Here is a 15546-nt window from a genome sequence, read left to right on the forward strand (position 1 = left end):
CATGCGCACCTCAACGTTTTGCCTGGCCACCGCCCTTGTCCTGGGCGGCTGTGGATCTTTTCCCGACCGTCTGGAACCGGATGACGATCTGCTGCACGAAGCCATGCAGGGCACGGGCTCGCAACGCCCGCCGACCGAGCAGGCCGCAGCGGAAACTCCGCCGCCGTCGGTGCAACCGCCAGCGCAGCGCCAACTGATCCGTGGCAACCAACAGTTCGTGCGCGCGCCGGCAGCGCAGCCGGTGGCGAAAGAGAAGGGGGGCGATATTGTCTTCAACTTTGCCGACCAGCCCATCGAAGCGGTGATCAACAGCGTGATGGGCGACCTGCTGCACGAAAACTACAGCATCGCCCAGGGCGTGAAGGGCAACGTCAGCTTTTCCACCTCCAAACCGGTGGACAAACAACAGGCTCTGTCGATCCTTGAAACCCTGCTGTCCTGGACCGACAACGCGATGATCAAGCAGGGCGATCGCTACGTGATCCTGCCCGCCAACCAGGCGGTGGCCGGCAAACTGGTACCGCAGATGAACGTGGCGCAACCGTCCAGCGGCCTGTCGGCGCGGTTGTTTGCGTTGCGCTACATCTCCGCCACCGAGATGCAAAAACTGCTCAAGCCCTTCGCCCGCGAGAACGCGTTCTTGCTGGTGGACCCGGCACGCAACGTACTGAGCCTGGCGGGTACCCCGGACGAGTTGGCCAACTACCAGGACACCATCGACACCTTCGACGTGGACTGGCTCAAGGGCATGTCGGTGGGCGTCTTCGGTCTGCAACGGGCTTCCGTGGCCGAGTTGATGCCCCAACTGCAAAGCATGTTCGGCCCTGACAGCGGCATGCCCCTGGCCGGCATGCTGCGCTTTTTGCCGATTGAACGGACCAACTCGGTGGTGGCGATTTCTTCCCAGCCGCAGTACCTCAGCGAAGTGGGCGACTGGATTCGCACCATCGACGAGGGCGGCGGTAACGAGCCGCAGATGTACGTTTACGACGTGCGCAACATGAAGGCCGCCGACCTGGCCAAGTACCTGCGGCAGATCTACGGCACCGGCGCAATCAAGGACGACACACCGGCCAAGGTCGCGCCGGGTCTGCGCACGACCACCCTGTCGTCGCTCAATTCCGGCGGCTTGCAGAACAACCCGCCTGCGGCCGAAGAGTCGGAGCCGCAAGAAAAGGAAGTCGCCCCCACCAGCGCGCTCGAAGCCGGCACCCGCATCACCGCGCAAAAGAGCAGCAACCAGCTGCTGGTGCGCACCCGACCGGCACAGTGGAAAGAGATCGAAGCGGCGATCAAACGCCTCGACAACCCGCCGCTGCAAGTGCAGATCGAGACGCGCATCCTTGAGGTCAAGCTCACTGGTGAACTGGACCTGGGCGTGCAGTGGTACCTGGGGCGCCTGGCGGGGAATTCCTCCAGCACCACCGTGGCCAATGCCTCTGGCAGCCAGGGCGCGCTGGGCGGGGGTGGGGCGGGGTTGGGGGCAACGGATTCGTTGTTCTATTCGTTTGTCAGTTCGAATTTGCAGGTGGCGTTGCATGCGTTGGAAACCAATGGCCGCACCCAGGTACTGTCGGCACCGTCGCTGGTGGTGATGAACAACCAGCCGGCGCAGATTCAAGTGGGGGACAACATTCCCATCAACCAAACCACGGTGAACACGGGGGATGCGGATACCACCTTGAGCAGTGTCGAGTATGTGCAGACGGGGGTGATTCTGGATGTGGTGCCGCGGATCAATCCGGGTGGGTTGGTGTACATGGATATTCAGCAGCAGGTCAGTGATGCTGAGAATCAGAGTACGAATAGCGACACGCCGGTGAATCCACGTATTTCCACGCGTTCGGTGTCGACGCAGGTGGCGGTGCAGAGTGGGCAGACGGTGTTGCTGGGGGGGTTGATCAAGCAGGACAACCAGGAGAGTGTGAGTGCGGTACCGTATCTGGGGAAGATTCCGGGGTTGCGGTGGTTGTTCGGCAGTACCAGCAAGTCGAAGGATCGGACGGAGTTGATTGTGCTGATTACGCCTAAGGTGATTACCAGCAGCGGGCAGGCTCGGCAGGTGACGGATGATTATCGGCAGCAGATGCAACTGTTGCGGCTGGATAAATAGGTGTACCTATCCGTTTCTTCGGTAACGGCAGCTTAGGGTCCCGCTGTTGCAGCGGGTCACTTTTGGAAGCGCCAACAGTAAGCAAAAACGCTTCGCGCCCCAACACGGCTTGCGCCAGCAAGGCCTGGACCTGGGCGATCAGGACCGCGTGATCGATTGACCGCCCATCATTGATGCTTGGCAATCACACCGCTCATGTACTGATTCAAATCGCGGAAGTCGTTAACCCTCCAAGCGAACGGCGGTAGTTTTACGCCGTTCTCTCGCAACGTTCTTGGGATCAAGTCGCCATTGGGGCGAAGTATGATCGAAGAGACGATAACGCCCGGATAATCATTCAGGCGTTTTTTAAAGGCAGCGGTGGTCAGGTCTGGTGTAGGCGGGTTGCTTTTTTTGGCCAACGGCCCTGTTCCCTTGATATCCGCGCCGTGGCACATGGCGCATCGCTGCATATAGAGATTTTTTCCGTTGGCGTTATCGGCGAACGCCAGCGATGTTTGGGTCAGCGACAAGATGCCGAACGCAGCGATCAACACTCTTTTCATTTCCATATGCCTTATTGTGTCCGTCGGCGGACAACTTATTGATTAAGTGAACAAATACTACACTTGGTGGTGGTTGTTTTTCTGAGAAAAATCCTACAACCAGCCAGGATTTTTCATTCTTCTAGTCTGCATTTTTCCTCCTAGGATGGCGCGATCGCTTGAACACAAGCGAGACGGCAAGGGCTGTTCCCATCGCCCGGCAGCCGTAAGAACATGCTTAGGAGTCAACACATGAAGATGACCAGTGTGAGCAAACGCCTGCGCCGCTCGGCCTGGGCCGTGATCGCCGCTGGTGTACTGGCAGGTTGTGCCACGGCGCAGCCACCAGCGGTAAAGATCTCCCTGGCCCGTGATGCGGTAGGGCGTGCCTTGGCAGCGCAAGCGACCCAGTTCGCGCCACTGGAAATGAAAACGGCCCAGGACAAACTGGCGCGTATGGACCAGGCCATCGGTGAAATGAAGTACGTCGAGGTCGACGCACTGGCCGATCAGATCGAAGCCGATGCCAGCCTCGCCGAAGCCAAGGCCAATGCCGTGCGTAAACAACAAGTCTTGAAGCAGGCGCGAGAGGGCATCCAGGTGCTCAAGCAGGAAATGCTCAACGCCCCCGCGACTACCCACTGAGGATCTTGCCATGCGTGCCCTTTTTTTCATTCCTGTTCTTTCGGCCCTGAGTCTGGTGTTTGCCGGTTGCGCCACGCCGCCGGAAAACCCGCAATTGCTGCAAGCGCGCAGCCAGTTCTCCAGCCTGCAGGAGAAGCCGGAGTCCAACACCCTGGCGGCGGTTGAAACCCGTATCGCTTCCAACGCGCTGGACCGCGCCAACCAAGTGTCCCTGCACGACCGTACCGACCCCCAGATCGACCAGCTCGCCTACCTTGCCACGCAAAAAATCGCCCTGGCCGAGCAGACCATCGTCGGCCGCAAAACCGACGCCCAGCTCGACAACATCGCGGTCGACCGCACCCAGGTGCAACTCGACGTGCGCACCGCGCAGCTCAAGGCGTTGCAGGCGATGAAAGCCCAGCCGACCGAGCGTGGTCAGGTCATCACCTTTGGTGACGTGCTGTTCGATACCGGCAAGGCCGATTTGAAAGCGGGCAGCCAACGGGACTTCCAGGGGGTGGCGAACTTTCTGGTGCAGAACCCGGAGCGTCAGGTGCGCGTAGAGGGGTTCACTGACAGCGTCGGTGGTGATGCCTACAACCAGAGCCTGTCCGAGCGACGTGCCCAAGCAGTCGCCCGTGGCCTGCAACGGCTTGGCGTGGGGATCGAGCGTATTGCGGTAATCGGCTACGGCAAGCAATTCCCGGTCGCCGATAACCAGAGCGCGCAGTCACGCCAGTTGAACCGCCGTGTGGAAGTGATCGTGTCCAATGACGCTTCGGCAGTCAGCGCACGTCGCTGAGGAATCGGTATACGGCAGCATCCCAGGCCCGTTCAGTCGCGCGGGCTATTCCTGCAACTGCAACGCCTGCTGCTTGAGCGTGCGCTTTTGCTCAAACGGTAACTTCTCATCATCCCCATACGGCGCGCTGTACCAGCTGCCATAGGTCGGGTTGGGCAGCAGAAACCAGCGCTGCCCCAGCCAGTTCACATAGGGCGCCACGGCCTTGCGTTGATCCGCGACGGTGTTGTGCTCGGCCTGGACGAAATCCCCAAGGGAATCACCCGCCATCAACAACACCCGAGCATGGGCAGCGACCCATTGGCGGCGGCAGTTCTTGCCATAGCCGGCGCTTTCGCAATGGCCGGTAGGTGTGCTGGCGGCGAGGACGTGTTCGTCGCTTTCCACCGGAAAGCCGCGCAGGCGCAGGTTTTTCACCGTGGCGGTGACCTGGCTGTGTTCGCGGTTGGTCAGGTAGTAGACCGCGATGCCTTTTTGCTGGGCCGCTTGCAGGAAGGCGACTGCGCCAGGCAACGCCTGGGCCTTGGCCTGGTCGACCCAGGTGTTCCAGCGGTCGTAGGAGTAGACCTGGTTGTTGACCACATCCCGCGCGTTGAGCGGCACGTTGTCCAGCAGGGTTTCGTCGATATCCACCACCACGGCCGGCGGCAAGCCCGTCAGGTTGCGCGGCGGTAAGGGCAGGGCGTCCCAGGTGGGATCAGCCAGGGCCACGTCGAGTTGGCGGGTGGCATTGGCAAAGAGCTGGCGGTAGATCAGCTCATGCTCGATGGAGGTCTGGGTCCAGAGCACGGCGTCGAGCTGGTCGTTGGCGGGTGGCGTTTGTTGGCAGCCGGCCAACAGGCAGAGGCTGACGAAGATCAGGTTGCGCATTGAAATAATCAACCTTGGAAAAGGCGCACCGCGTGGCAGGCGTAGAGTTTGATGGATGCCGCACCATACGGCCCTGAGCAGCTTTGTGGCAAACGCTCAATAGGATTCACCGGCACGTGTGCAAGCGATCAGAGCGGGTATTGCCCGTCGCAGCAGACTCTCCGTAGATTTCCTCATCCGCAGCTCCATTGAGCCGTCCGGTTGCAGAATGATGATGCCCGCCAGCTTGTCGTGATAATTGCGTTCTTCATGAAATCCACCGCTGTCCGTAAACAGCATCAACAGGCCACGTTCTTTTTGGGTGATGTCGTAGACCCCCTTGGGTCCGTTGACGGTTTTTTCGAACAGCGACAGCATGGCGTTACGCGTTGGCTGGCCGGGACTCACGGGTTCCGGGTAGTGCCGGTTAAGTATGAGCCCCATGCCCGAATCAGCAATGCGCTCGGCAGTGGTTGGCCAGCTATCCAAGGCTTGAGTATTCAGCACTCCACCCATTGAACTGGACAGGTCGACAATCAGGCGGGGCAGAGGTAACGCGTACTCGGTGAGTGCACGACGAAAATGCTGGCGCAATAGGTGCGTTGACATCGCGTTGATGGGGGTGACGCCTGCAAATGCCTGGCAACGCTCACTCACGTTTTCATCGCCATTCTGCGCGCACAGGTCCACCAGCTTTTTCGGCTGACTGGCGGGCACCGGTCCGTAGTTTGCGAGGGCTACAAGGGCGTGTGTGTTGATCTTTGCGTAGTCGCGCAGGGCTTCATTGAAGTTTCGAGTGTTGGCGCGGGCGTACTGCTTTGCTTCCAGCACATAGACAACTTTTTCGGTTTTATCCGGCAGGCGCTGCAGGAGCGAATAGTCAGGTTGAATGTTCTGGCTACGGCCTGCACCTGCCAACTTAATGTCTTTGGAGGCGACGCGAAGCTCCGCCATCAGCTCGAGCACATCGTTGCCGACATGCAGCTTGGCAATAAGAGTAGGCCTGAAGGCGAATGTGAGGCCGTTGTCTTCGGCCATCAGTTGAAAACGTTCACCTGACTGTTTGAGTTCGCGCTTCAGCAGCGTAATAAGCCACACCGAATAGAGCTGTGAACGTTGTTTCCAGATGGGCAGGTCCAGCAGGTCTTCCAGCTCACGTGACAAGGGTTGGGGCGGGACGAACTGCGAATGGGCATTGATGAGTGCTTCAATTTTTTCTGCGAAATTGTCCCTGTGTGACAGGGGGACAAGCTGTTGGCAATACCAAAGTCTGGGTAAGAGCTGAAAACGCGCGATGTGATCGTCCTGAACGTGCGCTAACTGGGATTCACTCCATTGATGGATGGGCGCTCTCTCTGATGGGCATGGTTCGTCATCACGGCGGGCGCTGCGCAGGTCATTCTGGCTGGTATAGCGGCTTGTACGTTGGCACAGCTGCTGGATCAGGGTCGCCAGTGGTGCAAGTGCCTGGGTCAGTGAGTCATTGGGCGCACCATCGGGCAGCGGCACAGGCGTTTGATAAGGCCATTCGTGGCCATCAATCCAGCTTTTTGCAGCCATATCCACGAGAGAAGGGGGCCTGGTAGTGTCCACCCCCGGCGTTTCTCTCAACGCACGGAACACGCCGTTGCTGATGAGCCTCAAGTCCTCTGCACAATAGGCGCGCTGGGCAACTGCGTGGCTGAGGTTTTCCATTATCGCGCGGGCGCGACGAAACGCATCGACGTCGAAGGGCACTTTGTCGCCCTGACCAAAATCGAACTCGATCAGCAGTCGCTCATTGCTCTGGGACACACCGCCCTCGGCGAACATCTCATAGATGTCGTTGAGCATCATGCCGAAAGGCTGCAAGGCATTCAGTACCGCGATGAGGAAAGACGTGGCATCGACGGTGTGACGTTTCAGATAGGCGCCAATGTCTTGAGATGGCGCAATCTGCAACGCCGCGCGCAGGTCTGCGACGAACTGTCTGTCATGGCTCCTGGGCGCCAGGCGGTCCGCTGAGTTCAGGCTGTTCCACAGGTCAGCTGCTGTTCGAAGGGTCACAAATCTTCCTTGATAAGAATAGGTGGCTATTAGCCATGTGGTGCGAAGTGTGGGATGTTATCTCACTCAAGGAAATCATGCGCTGGTCAGGAACATCATGAACGCACAGCAAGGTCTTTACGAAAACATCACGCTTATCGACGTCCAGTTGGCGTCCGTCTATTACCCAATTCTGGTTGATCTGGCCAAGCACAAACATTGCCTGACGTACTCCGAACTGGTCGATCGTGCCCAGTGTGAGAACCCTGACCATCCGGTCGTTCAAAATGCTATTCCCGTTTCCACCGGGCGGCGGCTGGACGTGGTCAGGCTGTTCACCAATGAGCGAGGGCTGCCAGACCTGACGTCGTTGGTGATCAGTAAAAGCTCGGGGGAGTGTGGCAGTTTTTTTTCTCGACACTTCGATCCGGTGGCTGCGCGTAAGCAGGTCTTTGAGTTTGACTGGAGCGTCGCGACAGCGGACTTCGATGGTTTCGTCAGTGTGACCACGCAGGCAGTGAAACCTCGCCAAAAGGTCAAAAAGCCGCAAGCTATCCAGTGTATGGCGGCTTATTACCAGACGAACAAGGCGACCCTGCCGGTGAAGGTCAGTGAATACAGAGAGGCTATCATCGACCTCATCATGGAGGGGTTCTCGGCTGAAGAAGCCTACCTGATAGCCCTGCGCTGAAAGACGGGTTGGTTATCCTCATCAATCGTCCAGTGAGGTTGGCCGGGTTGGATGCACGTTCCACCGACCCAGCGTTCATGGGAGCAATGGTCGGGCCAATAGGCTCGGCCTTTGAGCACGTCTTGGCCCAATGCCGTCAGCGTCAACCCTCTTTGCGGCCATGCTTTTTGGGCTTCTGCTTCTAGGAGCAAAGGGTTGTCGCCATCGATCAGCGGCCGCAAGAGCGCATGAAACATCATGTCCCCCAGAAACGGCAGCGGTTCACGCTTGGCCATCAGCTCGGCAAACACCCGACCGAAGGGGGTTGGCCCAGCTTCAGCAAGGTACGTCAGGGCCAATCGCTCGGTCAGCGACAGGCCATCGCGCACCCCAGGCAACTCCTGCAATTGACGCAACAGCGCCGGGGCGAGCAACGGTAAGGCGGGATGGCTGTCATGGGCCAATTGCGCCCATTTGACTGGCGAGCTATCGCAGTACGCCGACCAGGCCCGTTTGGCCAATTGCACGGCATCATTATCGATCAGACGCCGTTGCGGCCACAGCCACGCCAGCACATCCGGCGCCAGTTGGCCGATGCCGATAAAGCGTTGCACGCCGGGAATGTGGTCTACCTCGATCAGTTCCAACTTACGCGGTGCTTGTTCGAGGCCGGCAAGCGCACGGACCAGGAACAATTGGTCATAGGCATCCGCTTCGCACCACAGCACGCTGTGATCGGCGCTGGCCAATGCGTCGAGGTGGCCGTATTCAACGTCTACGCGACGCGCTGCGTCTGCTTCATCGATGGAAAAGGCCTGGCTGATAAATGCACTGCGCATGGCGCGGAAGTCTTGGCCGGGCAAGTCGCGGACCGGCCCCATGCACAGCGGGTCGGCGAGCATCCGGAACTGCCCTTTGAACCCCGCCAGCTGGAGGGTGTGGGCAATGTCATTGCCGCAGCGCCAGTGGGTGGTGCGGGCTTCATCACTGGCGGCAAAGTCGGGGTGGCGGGCGGCGAAGTCGATGGCGTCGATATGGGCCTTGAGCTTGGGCCAACTGCTGAAACCCAGCTGCTTGGCGATCGTCCACTGGGCCACGGACAAGGTAGCGTTCGGGTCCTGGGTTTTCAGGTGTGGCAGCAGTTCCTTGGCGCGCTTGCGCTGCTGCTCAAGGTTGAGGCGGCCATCGGTGTTGAATGGATGGGACATACGATCTCCTTGCACAAACCTTTTCCGCTTCAAGGTTGGGAGTCGTAAAAAAAGAGGGTGTTGCAGGGTCTTGGGCGCAGCCCTTTCCGCGGAAGGTGGCGTAGAGAGCGCCAGGCGGGAAATATAGGCAGTGCCGCGCTCGATTGCAAATCAGTCTCTTGTGTCCGGCTCCCACAGAGGTCAGTCGGGTTTTTTCAGCACCGTGGTGGGACCTGTGGTTGAGCGAACACTGTCTTTGGGAACTCGGCGTTTCTGAAACTGGATTTCGCCGCCCTCCCTGTGTTTTTCCACCAGATACAACATATCGTCACTTTCGCCGACGATACAGGCCGTGACCACATCGAGGTTGTTGAGCTGGAGAATTGATGGCTTGCAATCACGAATCTCTTCGTAGGCTCTCAGCTTGCCATGTGCCATCGACTGCGCGTACGCCAGCGACCAGATGATCCAGGCGAAAAATGCCAGCAGGCTGATCAGCAGTGCGCCGGATATCGGCGTCGTGGCTTTCCTGTAGCTCTTCTCCAGCCTGCGCAGCATTCGATAGCGACGTGTGTGGATCCCCAATTCCCGAGTGGGTAAAACACGGTCAGGGTTTTCGGTGAAGTACATCAGGCAGGCGAAAACCAGGACCGCTGCGGTGAAGATAAGCAAGGCCGCCAGTTTGACCAGAATGTCGTTTCCGCCGTACACCACGTAGTGATAAGTGTCGTAGCCGAGACGGTTAACGGGCACGCCGAGCACCTTGTTATAAGTCTCCAGATAGGCGTAGCCGTTTGAGTAAAACAGCGCAAACAGCAGCAGCATGATCGGCAGGCTTTGACGCTTTAGCAGTCGCCATAACCACGCTGCGCTCAAGCGGGAAGCGGGGGTATTGGATACTTTCTGTTCGTCCATGAGGGTTCCTTTTTATAGGACTGCGAGTCTAGCGAGCACAATGGGCCTTGCCCAGGCCAACTGCGCGCTTCTGCTCGTGCACATGAGTTTGAATGTTTTGCATGAAATCCCGACGAGTGTGCTTCACCATTGCACCATCCAGATTGAGAGGAACACCGCGTCCATGAGCGCACTGATCGAAACCCGCGCCCTTACGCGCATGGACGAGCGCCGCCACGTGGCCTTGCTCCAGCCCACCGATTTCACCTTGAATGCCACCGATCGCGTGTCGATCACCGGCTCATCCGGCTCGGGCAAAAGCGTGTTCCTGCGCGCACTCGCCCTGCTGGACGCGCCCAGCTCCGGGCAGATCCTGTGGAACGGCCAGCCGATTAACAACGCGCAGATTCCTCACTACCGCTGCCACATCAGCTACCTGTCGCAACGCCCGGCGCTGCTCGACGGCACAGTGGAAGACAACCTGCGCTTCCCGTTCAGCCTGAAGACGTCGCGCAAACGCCGCTTTGACCTGGCGACGGTGACCACGCTGTTGGGCCACGCGGGTAAGACTCCGGATTTTCTGGCCAAGCGCGCCGCCGACCTGTCGGGCGGTGAGTCCCAGGTGGTTTCGCTGATCCGCACCCTGCAGCTCAACCCCGAAGTGCTGTTGCTCGACGAGCCCACCGCCGCCCTCGACCCCACGTCTTCCCGCGAAGTGGAAGCGCTGATCGACGCCTGGTTTGCCGTGGATCGCTCCCGCGCCTGTGTCTGGGTCTCCCACGACCTCGAACAGGCCCGGCGCATGAGCGACATCCATTTGCAGATCAGTGCCGGTGTATTGAGTGGAGTGGCCCAGCCATGAACTATCAGAACCTTACCGCGCTGGACATGGGCATCGCCGCCTCGCTGATCCTGATCAACGGCGCGCTCTCCCTGCTGTTGCGCCTGGGCCTGGAGCGTCAGTTGTTCTGGGCGGCTGTGCGCACCGTGGTGCAACTGCTGGCCATCGGTTATCTGCTGGGCTGGGTGTTCGAGTTTGCCTATTGGTACGTGGTGCTGCCGCTGATGTGCGCCATGACGCTGATTGCCGGTATCTCGGCGGCGGGGCGCGGGCGGCGCACGTATCGGGGGCAGCGCGTGGACAGCATCCTGTCGGTGTGGGGCAGTTCGTGGCTGGTGACGGCGGTGGGCTTGTTTGCGGTGATTCGCATCCATCCGTGGTACGAGCCGCAGTATGCGATCCCGATCCTTGGCATGATTCTGGGCAACACCCTGACTGGCGTGTCGCTGGGGATAGAGCGCATGACCCAGGAGCTGACATCGGGCCGCAACACCATCGAAATGATCCTGGCCCTTGGCGGCTCGCGCTGGGAAGCGGCGCAGGAAGCCATCCGCCAGGCGGTGCGCGCCGGTATGATCCCGACGCTGAACCAGATGACGGTGGTGGGCATCGTCAGCCTGCCCGGCATGATGACGGGGCAGGTACTGGCGGGGGAGAGTCCGGTGGACGCGGTGCGGTATCAGATCGTGATCATGTTTCTGATTGCCGCATCGTCGGCGTTGGGCACGGTGGGGGCGGTGCTGCTCACGTATCGGCGGTTGTTTTCGGTGAGCCATCGGTTTTTGCGTGATCGGCTGCAAGAACGTGCCTGATCGAGGTCTTGGCCTGGATCGCGTTGGACAGCGTGGTGATGACCACCGTGTTCAACCTGATCGTGGGTATTATTCGACGAGTGATTGTTTCACCGGATGAAATGCTGGATTGTAAATCCTGGTGATTCCAACGGCCGGGGCAGCGGCGGAACATGCGGGGCGTCGATACCTCACTCTGTTGGAGCCTTTCATGATCAAATTCTACGGTTTCCCGTTGTCCGGCCACTCACACCGGGTCGAGCTGATGCTGTCGCTGCTCGGCCTGCCTACGGAGTTTGTGCAGGTTGACCTCAAGCAAGGCGCTCACAAAGCCCCCGAGTTCATTGCCTCCATCAACCCGTTCGGCCAGGTGCCGGCCATCGATGACAACGGTGTTGTGCTGGCGGACTCCAATGCGATCCTGGTTTACCTGGCGAACACCTATGGCAACGGTCAATGGCTGCCGAGCGACCCGGTGGGGCAGGCTCGCGTGCAGCGCTGGCTCTCGGCCGCTGCCGGCCAGTTGCACGCCGGGCCTGCGTCTGCACGACTGGCCACGGTGTTTGGTGCCGAGGTCGACACCGCCGTCGCCATTGCCCGTTCCCATGCGTTGCTGAAACTGGTGGAGGCGCAATTGAGCCAGAGCCGTTTCCTGGTCGGCGAGCAACCCACTATTGCCGATGTGGCGTTCTACACCTACACCGCTCACGCGCCGGAAGGCAATGTTTCGCTGGCCGACTACCCTCAAGTGCGCGCCTGGCTCGCCAGCATCGAGGCGTTGCCGGGGTTCGTGGGCATGCCGCGAACGGCGGTGGGCTTGCAGTCGCAATAACTTTCTAGAGGCGTGCCGATGGACCGATTTCATGAGATGCAGGTGTTCCTGGCCGTGGCCGAGGAGGAGGGCTTCGCCGCTGCGGCGCGCCGCCTGAAAACCTCGCCGCCCAGTGTGACCCGGGCCATCGCCGCCATGGAGCAACGCATCGGCACCCAATTGCTGGCGCGTACCACACGCAGCTTGCACCTCACCGAAGCCGGCCAGCGTTACCTGGAAGATTGCCGGCGTATCCTGGCGGAGCTCGATGAAGCCGAGGAAGCTGCGGCGGGCAGTTATTCCATTCCTTGCGGCCATTTGACGGTGACCGCGCCGGTGCTGTTTGGCGAGCTGTATGTGGCACCGGTGCTGGGGGAGTACCTGGACCGGTTCCCGCTGGTGAATATCAACGCCTTGCTGGTCGATCGCGTGGTCAACATGACCGACGAAGGTGTGGATGTGGCGGTGCGTATCGGTCACTTGCATGAGCCGGGGCAGCAGGCGATCAAGGTCGGTGAAGTGCGCCGAGTGGTGTGTGCATCGCCGGCCTATCTCGAACAGCACGGGCGGCCTACGCATCCGTCGCAGTTGCGTGAAGCCAAGATCGCCACGTCGTCGTCCAGCCGGTTGGTGAGTGGCTGGGAGTTCGTCGACGGCGGCCAACCCTTGACCGTGTCCATCGAGCCACGTCTGGTGGTCACGGCGAACAATGCCGCGATCAACCTGGCGCGGTTGGGCTGGGGCATGACGCGTGTGCTGTCCTATCAAGTCGCAGCGGCGGTGGCGGCGGGTGAGTTGGAGATTGTCCTTGAAGCCTATGAGTCGGCGCCGTTGCCGATCCAGGTGGTGTTCCAGAAAAGCGGCCGGGTGCCGGCCAAGATCAACACCTTTGTCGACTTTCTCACCCACCGCCTGGGTCAGGACGCCGCGCTGAACCCGGCAATCAAGCGGCGCAGCTGATGGAGCGTTATCGCGATATGCAGTTGTTCGCCGCGCTGGCCGGGCAGCCTAGCCTGGCCTCGGCGGCGCGTGATGCACAGGTCTCCGGCCCGACCCTGGTACGCGCGATTGCCCGCCTGGAGGCGCGTTTACGCGTGCCGTTGCTGGCGCGCAGCACGCGTGGCGTGAGCCTCACCGACGCCGGCAGCGCCTACCTGGCGGACTGCGTGCGCCTGCTCGCCGCGGTGGACGCCGCCGAAGCCTCCGCCAAGGGCCTGCATGTGCAGGCCCAAGGCAATCTGCGGGTGTTTTTGCCGTTCCTGTTCAGCCGCTATGTGATGGCGCCGGTCTTGGCCGACTACTTGGACCGCTATCCCGAGGTGAACCTGGTCGTCAGCTACCACGACTATTACCCGAACCTGCACGAAGAAGGGCTCGACGTCGCCATCCTCGTCGGAGAACTGCCCGATTCGTCATTGATTGCCCGACCGCTGGGGCACGTGCGGCCTATCCTCTGCGCCAGCCCCGACTATCTTGCTGTTCACGGTGAGCCTCAACGCCCGGATGACCTCAAGCAGCATCGACTGATCGCCAGCACCGATCAGGTGCATTGGGATTTTCCGGGCTATCAACTCAAGGCCCGCGCCCGACTCGGCTGCGCCACGGTGCAGGGCGCGATCAATGCGGCGGTGCATGGCGCGGGGTTGATTCGCTGCTTGAGTTATCCGGTGCACGACCACCTGCAGACCGGGCAGCTGCGTAGGGTATTGCCGGACTTTGAGCCGCCGCCCCTGCCGGTGCAGGTGGTGTACCGCGAAGGCCGCAACGCACCGATGCGCGTGCGCAGTTTTGTCGACCACTGTGTGACGGCGTTGCGCGACTACCCGGCATTTCAGCTGGCGTAACAGTGGATTGCCTGGCGTGGTGATTCTCACGCCGGCTGACAGGGCGCAGCATCGACACATCCAACATGAGGTGCTCGCCATGAACCTGATCGAACAATCCCCCTGGCATGCCGGTGAACGGCACATACAAGCAGCGGTGGGCGTGGCCGACCGTATGGCCGTGGTCGGGCCCAAAGTGATCCGCGATCACCTGCCGGAACAGCACCGGGATTTCTACCCTTTATTGCCGTACCTGATACTGGGTGCGGTGGACGAGCAGGGCATCCCTTGGGCGACGATGATTGAAGGCGCGCCAGGCTTTGTCCACTCGCCGGATCCGCAGACCCTGCAGATCGACAGCCTGCCGTCCGCGACTGACCCGGCCCGCAACGCCTTGCGTAGGGGAGCAGCCGTCGGCCTGCTGGGCATCGACCTCAACACTCGGCGCCGCAATCGCATGAACGGCCGAATCGGTGCATTCGATCACGAAGGTTTTTCGGTCGACGTGGTGCATACCTTCGGCAACTGCCCCAAGTACATCCAACTGCGCCCGGTCGACGGCATCGCCCGCAGACCCGGAACGGTGGTCGAGCGCTTCAACGACCTGGACGATGCCGCGCAAACCCTGATCCGCAACGCCGACACGCTTTTCGTCGCCAGTTACGTCGAGGTCGATGGCCAACGTTCGGTGGACGTTTCTCATCGGGGCGGTAACTCAGGTTTTGTGCGGGTCGAGGGCAACGTGCTGACCATCCCCGACTTCGCCGGCAACCTCTTCTTTGCCACCCTGGGCAACCTGCAAGCCAACCCGGTGGCGGGTTTGTTGTTCATCGACTTTGAGTCGGGGGATGTACTGCAAGTGGCTGGGCGGACCTCGTTGATTCTCGACGGCCCGGAAGTGGCGCTGTTCGAAGGCGCCCAGCGGCTGTGGACGGTGACAGTGGAACACGTGGTGCGCCGCCCAGCGGCGTTGGCGTTGCGGTGGCAGTTCGCGGAGTTTTCGCCGTTCAGTCTGGCGATGGGGAGTTGGTAGCCAGGCCCGGACCATAGGAGGCATTCGGGAACAACTGGTTGGTCATCTCGATGATCTTGCTTTGTGCATCGATAAACTTGCCCATTCGAGCGCCACCCGAGGTCGAGTCATACAGCGCCTTGCCCACCTGGCGGCCATTTTCAAACACCTGGATATCGGCATAGCTCATGTAAAGCGCCAGGTCCCAGCTCCATTGACCAATGTAGGTCGTCGACAGGGCGCAACTGGCCGGTGGGGTGCCGGGCCGCAGCTCACGAGTCTGGAACCCTTTGCTGCGCAACTGCGCGGTGTAGGTGGCATTGAACCCGGCACGCAAGCCTTCGGCGGGGATCATGCAGATCTCAGGCGCCTGGGCGCCGCTGAAGGCAACCGGCGTGACGGTTTGCTTGATGCTGCAGCCAACCAGGGTTAAGGCGGCCAGTAAACAAGCGGGAGCTGTTATCAGGCGCATAGCGACGTCCATTTCTTCAGTAGTGGTTTGATGATAGCAGTGAAGGCCTGATGCCGAGCGCAGCATTTCAGACGCAGGGGGGCGTCTGTATGGGAGCTGGCTTGT

General features: G+C 60.4%; 16 protein-coding genes. 10 read left to right on the plus strand and 6 right to left on the minus strand.

Translation table 11 applies throughout. The features are described 5' to 3' along the window. Window position 1: 1 nt before the first annotated feature. Window positions 2-2113 carry a type II secretion system secretin GspD gene (gene gspD, locus BMZ57_RS03905; protein ID WP_021491080.1) on the plus strand — a complete coding sequence of 704 codons (2112 nt, stop codon included), beginning with the start codon at window positions 2-4 and terminating at the stop codon, window positions 2111-2113. 167 nt (window positions 2114-2280) lie between these two features. On the opposite strand, the gene BMZ57_RS03910 is transcribed toward gspD, so the two are convergent. Further along, window positions 2281-2658, minus strand: a complete 378-nt coding sequence (locus BMZ57_RS03910) for a c-type cytochrome (RefSeq protein WP_106119372.1) — start codon at window positions 2656-2658, stop codon at window positions 2281-2283. Between the two features lie 231 nt (window positions 2659-2889). Between BMZ57_RS03910 and BMZ57_RS03915 the strand changes: the two genes are divergently transcribed. Together BMZ57_RS03915 and BMZ57_RS03920 are read left to right on the plus strand one after the other, a co-directional pair. Then, a complete protein-coding gene (locus BMZ57_RS03915; RefSeq protein WP_069672492.1) occupies window positions 2890-3282 on the plus strand; it encodes a DUF4398 domain-containing protein in 393 nt (130 codons plus the stop codon). Between the two features lie 10 nt (window positions 3283-3292). Next, window positions 3293-4066 carry an OmpA family protein gene (locus BMZ57_RS03920; RefSeq protein WP_069672493.1) on the plus strand — a complete coding sequence of 258 codons (774 nt, stop codon included), beginning with the start codon at window positions 3293-3295 and terminating at the stop codon, window positions 4064-4066. Window positions 4067-4111: 45 nt separating this feature from the next. On the opposite strand, the gene BMZ57_RS03925 is transcribed toward BMZ57_RS03920, so the two are convergent. Together BMZ57_RS03925 and BMZ57_RS03930 are read right to left on the minus strand one after the other, a co-directional pair. Next, entirely contained in the window at window positions 4112-4936 is an 825-nt protein-coding gene (locus BMZ57_RS03925; protein ID WP_010209208.1) for a 5'-nucleotidase, lipoprotein e(P4) family, read from the minus strand. Window positions 4937-5032: 96 nt separating this feature from the next. Next, window positions 5033-6961: a DUF8600 domain-containing protein gene (locus BMZ57_RS03930; RefSeq protein ID WP_069672494.1), complete on the minus strand. Its 1929-nt coding sequence runs from the start codon at window positions 6959-6961 to the stop codon at window positions 5033-5035. A 97-nt stretch (window positions 6962-7058) separates the two neighbouring features. Between BMZ57_RS03930 and BMZ57_RS03935 the strand changes: the two genes are divergently transcribed. Then, window positions 7059-7631 carry a hypothetical protein gene (locus BMZ57_RS03935; protein ID WP_069672495.1) on the plus strand — a complete coding sequence of 191 codons (573 nt, stop codon included), beginning with the start codon at window positions 7059-7061 and terminating at the stop codon, window positions 7629-7631. On the opposite strand, the gene BMZ57_RS03940 is transcribed toward BMZ57_RS03935, so the two are convergent. Together BMZ57_RS03940 and BMZ57_RS03945 are read right to left on the minus strand one after the other, a co-directional pair. Next, the gene (locus tag BMZ57_RS03940) at window positions 7610-8818 is read right to left on the minus strand and encodes a DUF1835 domain-containing protein (protein ID WP_042571760.1); all 1209 of its coding nucleotides are present in this window, start codon (window positions 8816-8818) and stop codon (window positions 7610-7612) included. The two genes, BMZ57_RS03935 and BMZ57_RS03940, sit on opposite strands and share 22 nt — an antisense overlap. Window positions 8819-8998: 180 nt before the next feature. Next, a complete protein-coding gene (locus tag BMZ57_RS03945) occupies window positions 8999-9712 on the minus strand; it encodes a hypothetical protein (RefSeq protein WP_010209214.1) in 714 nt (237 codons plus the stop codon). 163 nt (window positions 9713-9875) lie between these two features. Here BMZ57_RS03945 and BMZ57_RS03950 point away from each other — a divergent pair, with 163 nt between their 5' ends. From BMZ57_RS03950 to BMZ57_RS03975, 6 genes are all read left to right on the plus strand, one after another. Then, a complete protein-coding gene (locus BMZ57_RS03950; protein ID WP_069672496.1) occupies window positions 9876-10553 on the plus strand; it encodes an ABC transporter ATP-binding protein in 678 nt (225 codons plus the stop codon). Next, window positions 10550-11344: an ABC transporter permease gene (locus tag BMZ57_RS03955; RefSeq protein ID WP_045791849.1), complete on the plus strand. Its 795-nt coding sequence runs from the start codon at window positions 10550-10552 to the stop codon at window positions 11342-11344. Before BMZ57_RS03950 ends, BMZ57_RS03955 begins: the two co-directional genes overlap by 4 nt. A 190-nt stretch (window positions 11345-11534) precedes the next feature. Next, complete coding sequence (locus BMZ57_RS03960; protein WP_047540679.1) at window positions 11535-12155, plus strand: glutathione S-transferase family protein; 621 nt, start codon at window positions 11535-11537, stop codon at window positions 12153-12155. Between the two features lie 18 nt (window positions 12156-12173). Next, a complete protein-coding gene (locus BMZ57_RS03965; protein ID WP_010209220.1) occupies window positions 12174-13094 on the plus strand; it encodes a LysR family transcriptional regulator in 921 nt (306 codons plus the stop codon). Further along, a complete protein-coding gene (locus tag BMZ57_RS03970) occupies window positions 13094-13978 on the plus strand; it encodes a LysR family transcriptional regulator (protein ID WP_069672497.1) in 885 nt (294 codons plus the stop codon). The genes BMZ57_RS03965 and BMZ57_RS03970 overlap by 1 nt, the downstream gene beginning before the upstream one ends. 79 nt (window positions 13979-14057) lie before the next feature. After that, window positions 14058-14990, plus strand: a complete 933-nt coding sequence (locus BMZ57_RS03975; RefSeq protein ID WP_044287438.1) for a pyridoxamine 5'-phosphate oxidase family protein — start codon at window positions 14058-14060, stop codon at window positions 14988-14990. Here BMZ57_RS03975 and BMZ57_RS03980 read toward each other — a convergent pair. Next, window positions 14965-15441, minus strand: a complete 477-nt coding sequence (locus BMZ57_RS03980; protein WP_069672498.1) for an Sbal_3080 family lipoprotein — start codon at window positions 15439-15441, stop codon at window positions 14965-14967. The genes BMZ57_RS03975 and BMZ57_RS03980 overlap by 26 nt on opposite strands. Window positions 15442-15546: the final 105 nt, after the last annotated feature.

This window comes from Pseudomonas simiae, assembly GCF_900111895.1.
In the GTDB taxonomy this organism is placed as follows: domain Bacteria; phylum Pseudomonadota; class Gammaproteobacteria; order Pseudomonadales; family Pseudomonadaceae; genus Aquipseudomonas; species Aquipseudomonas simiae.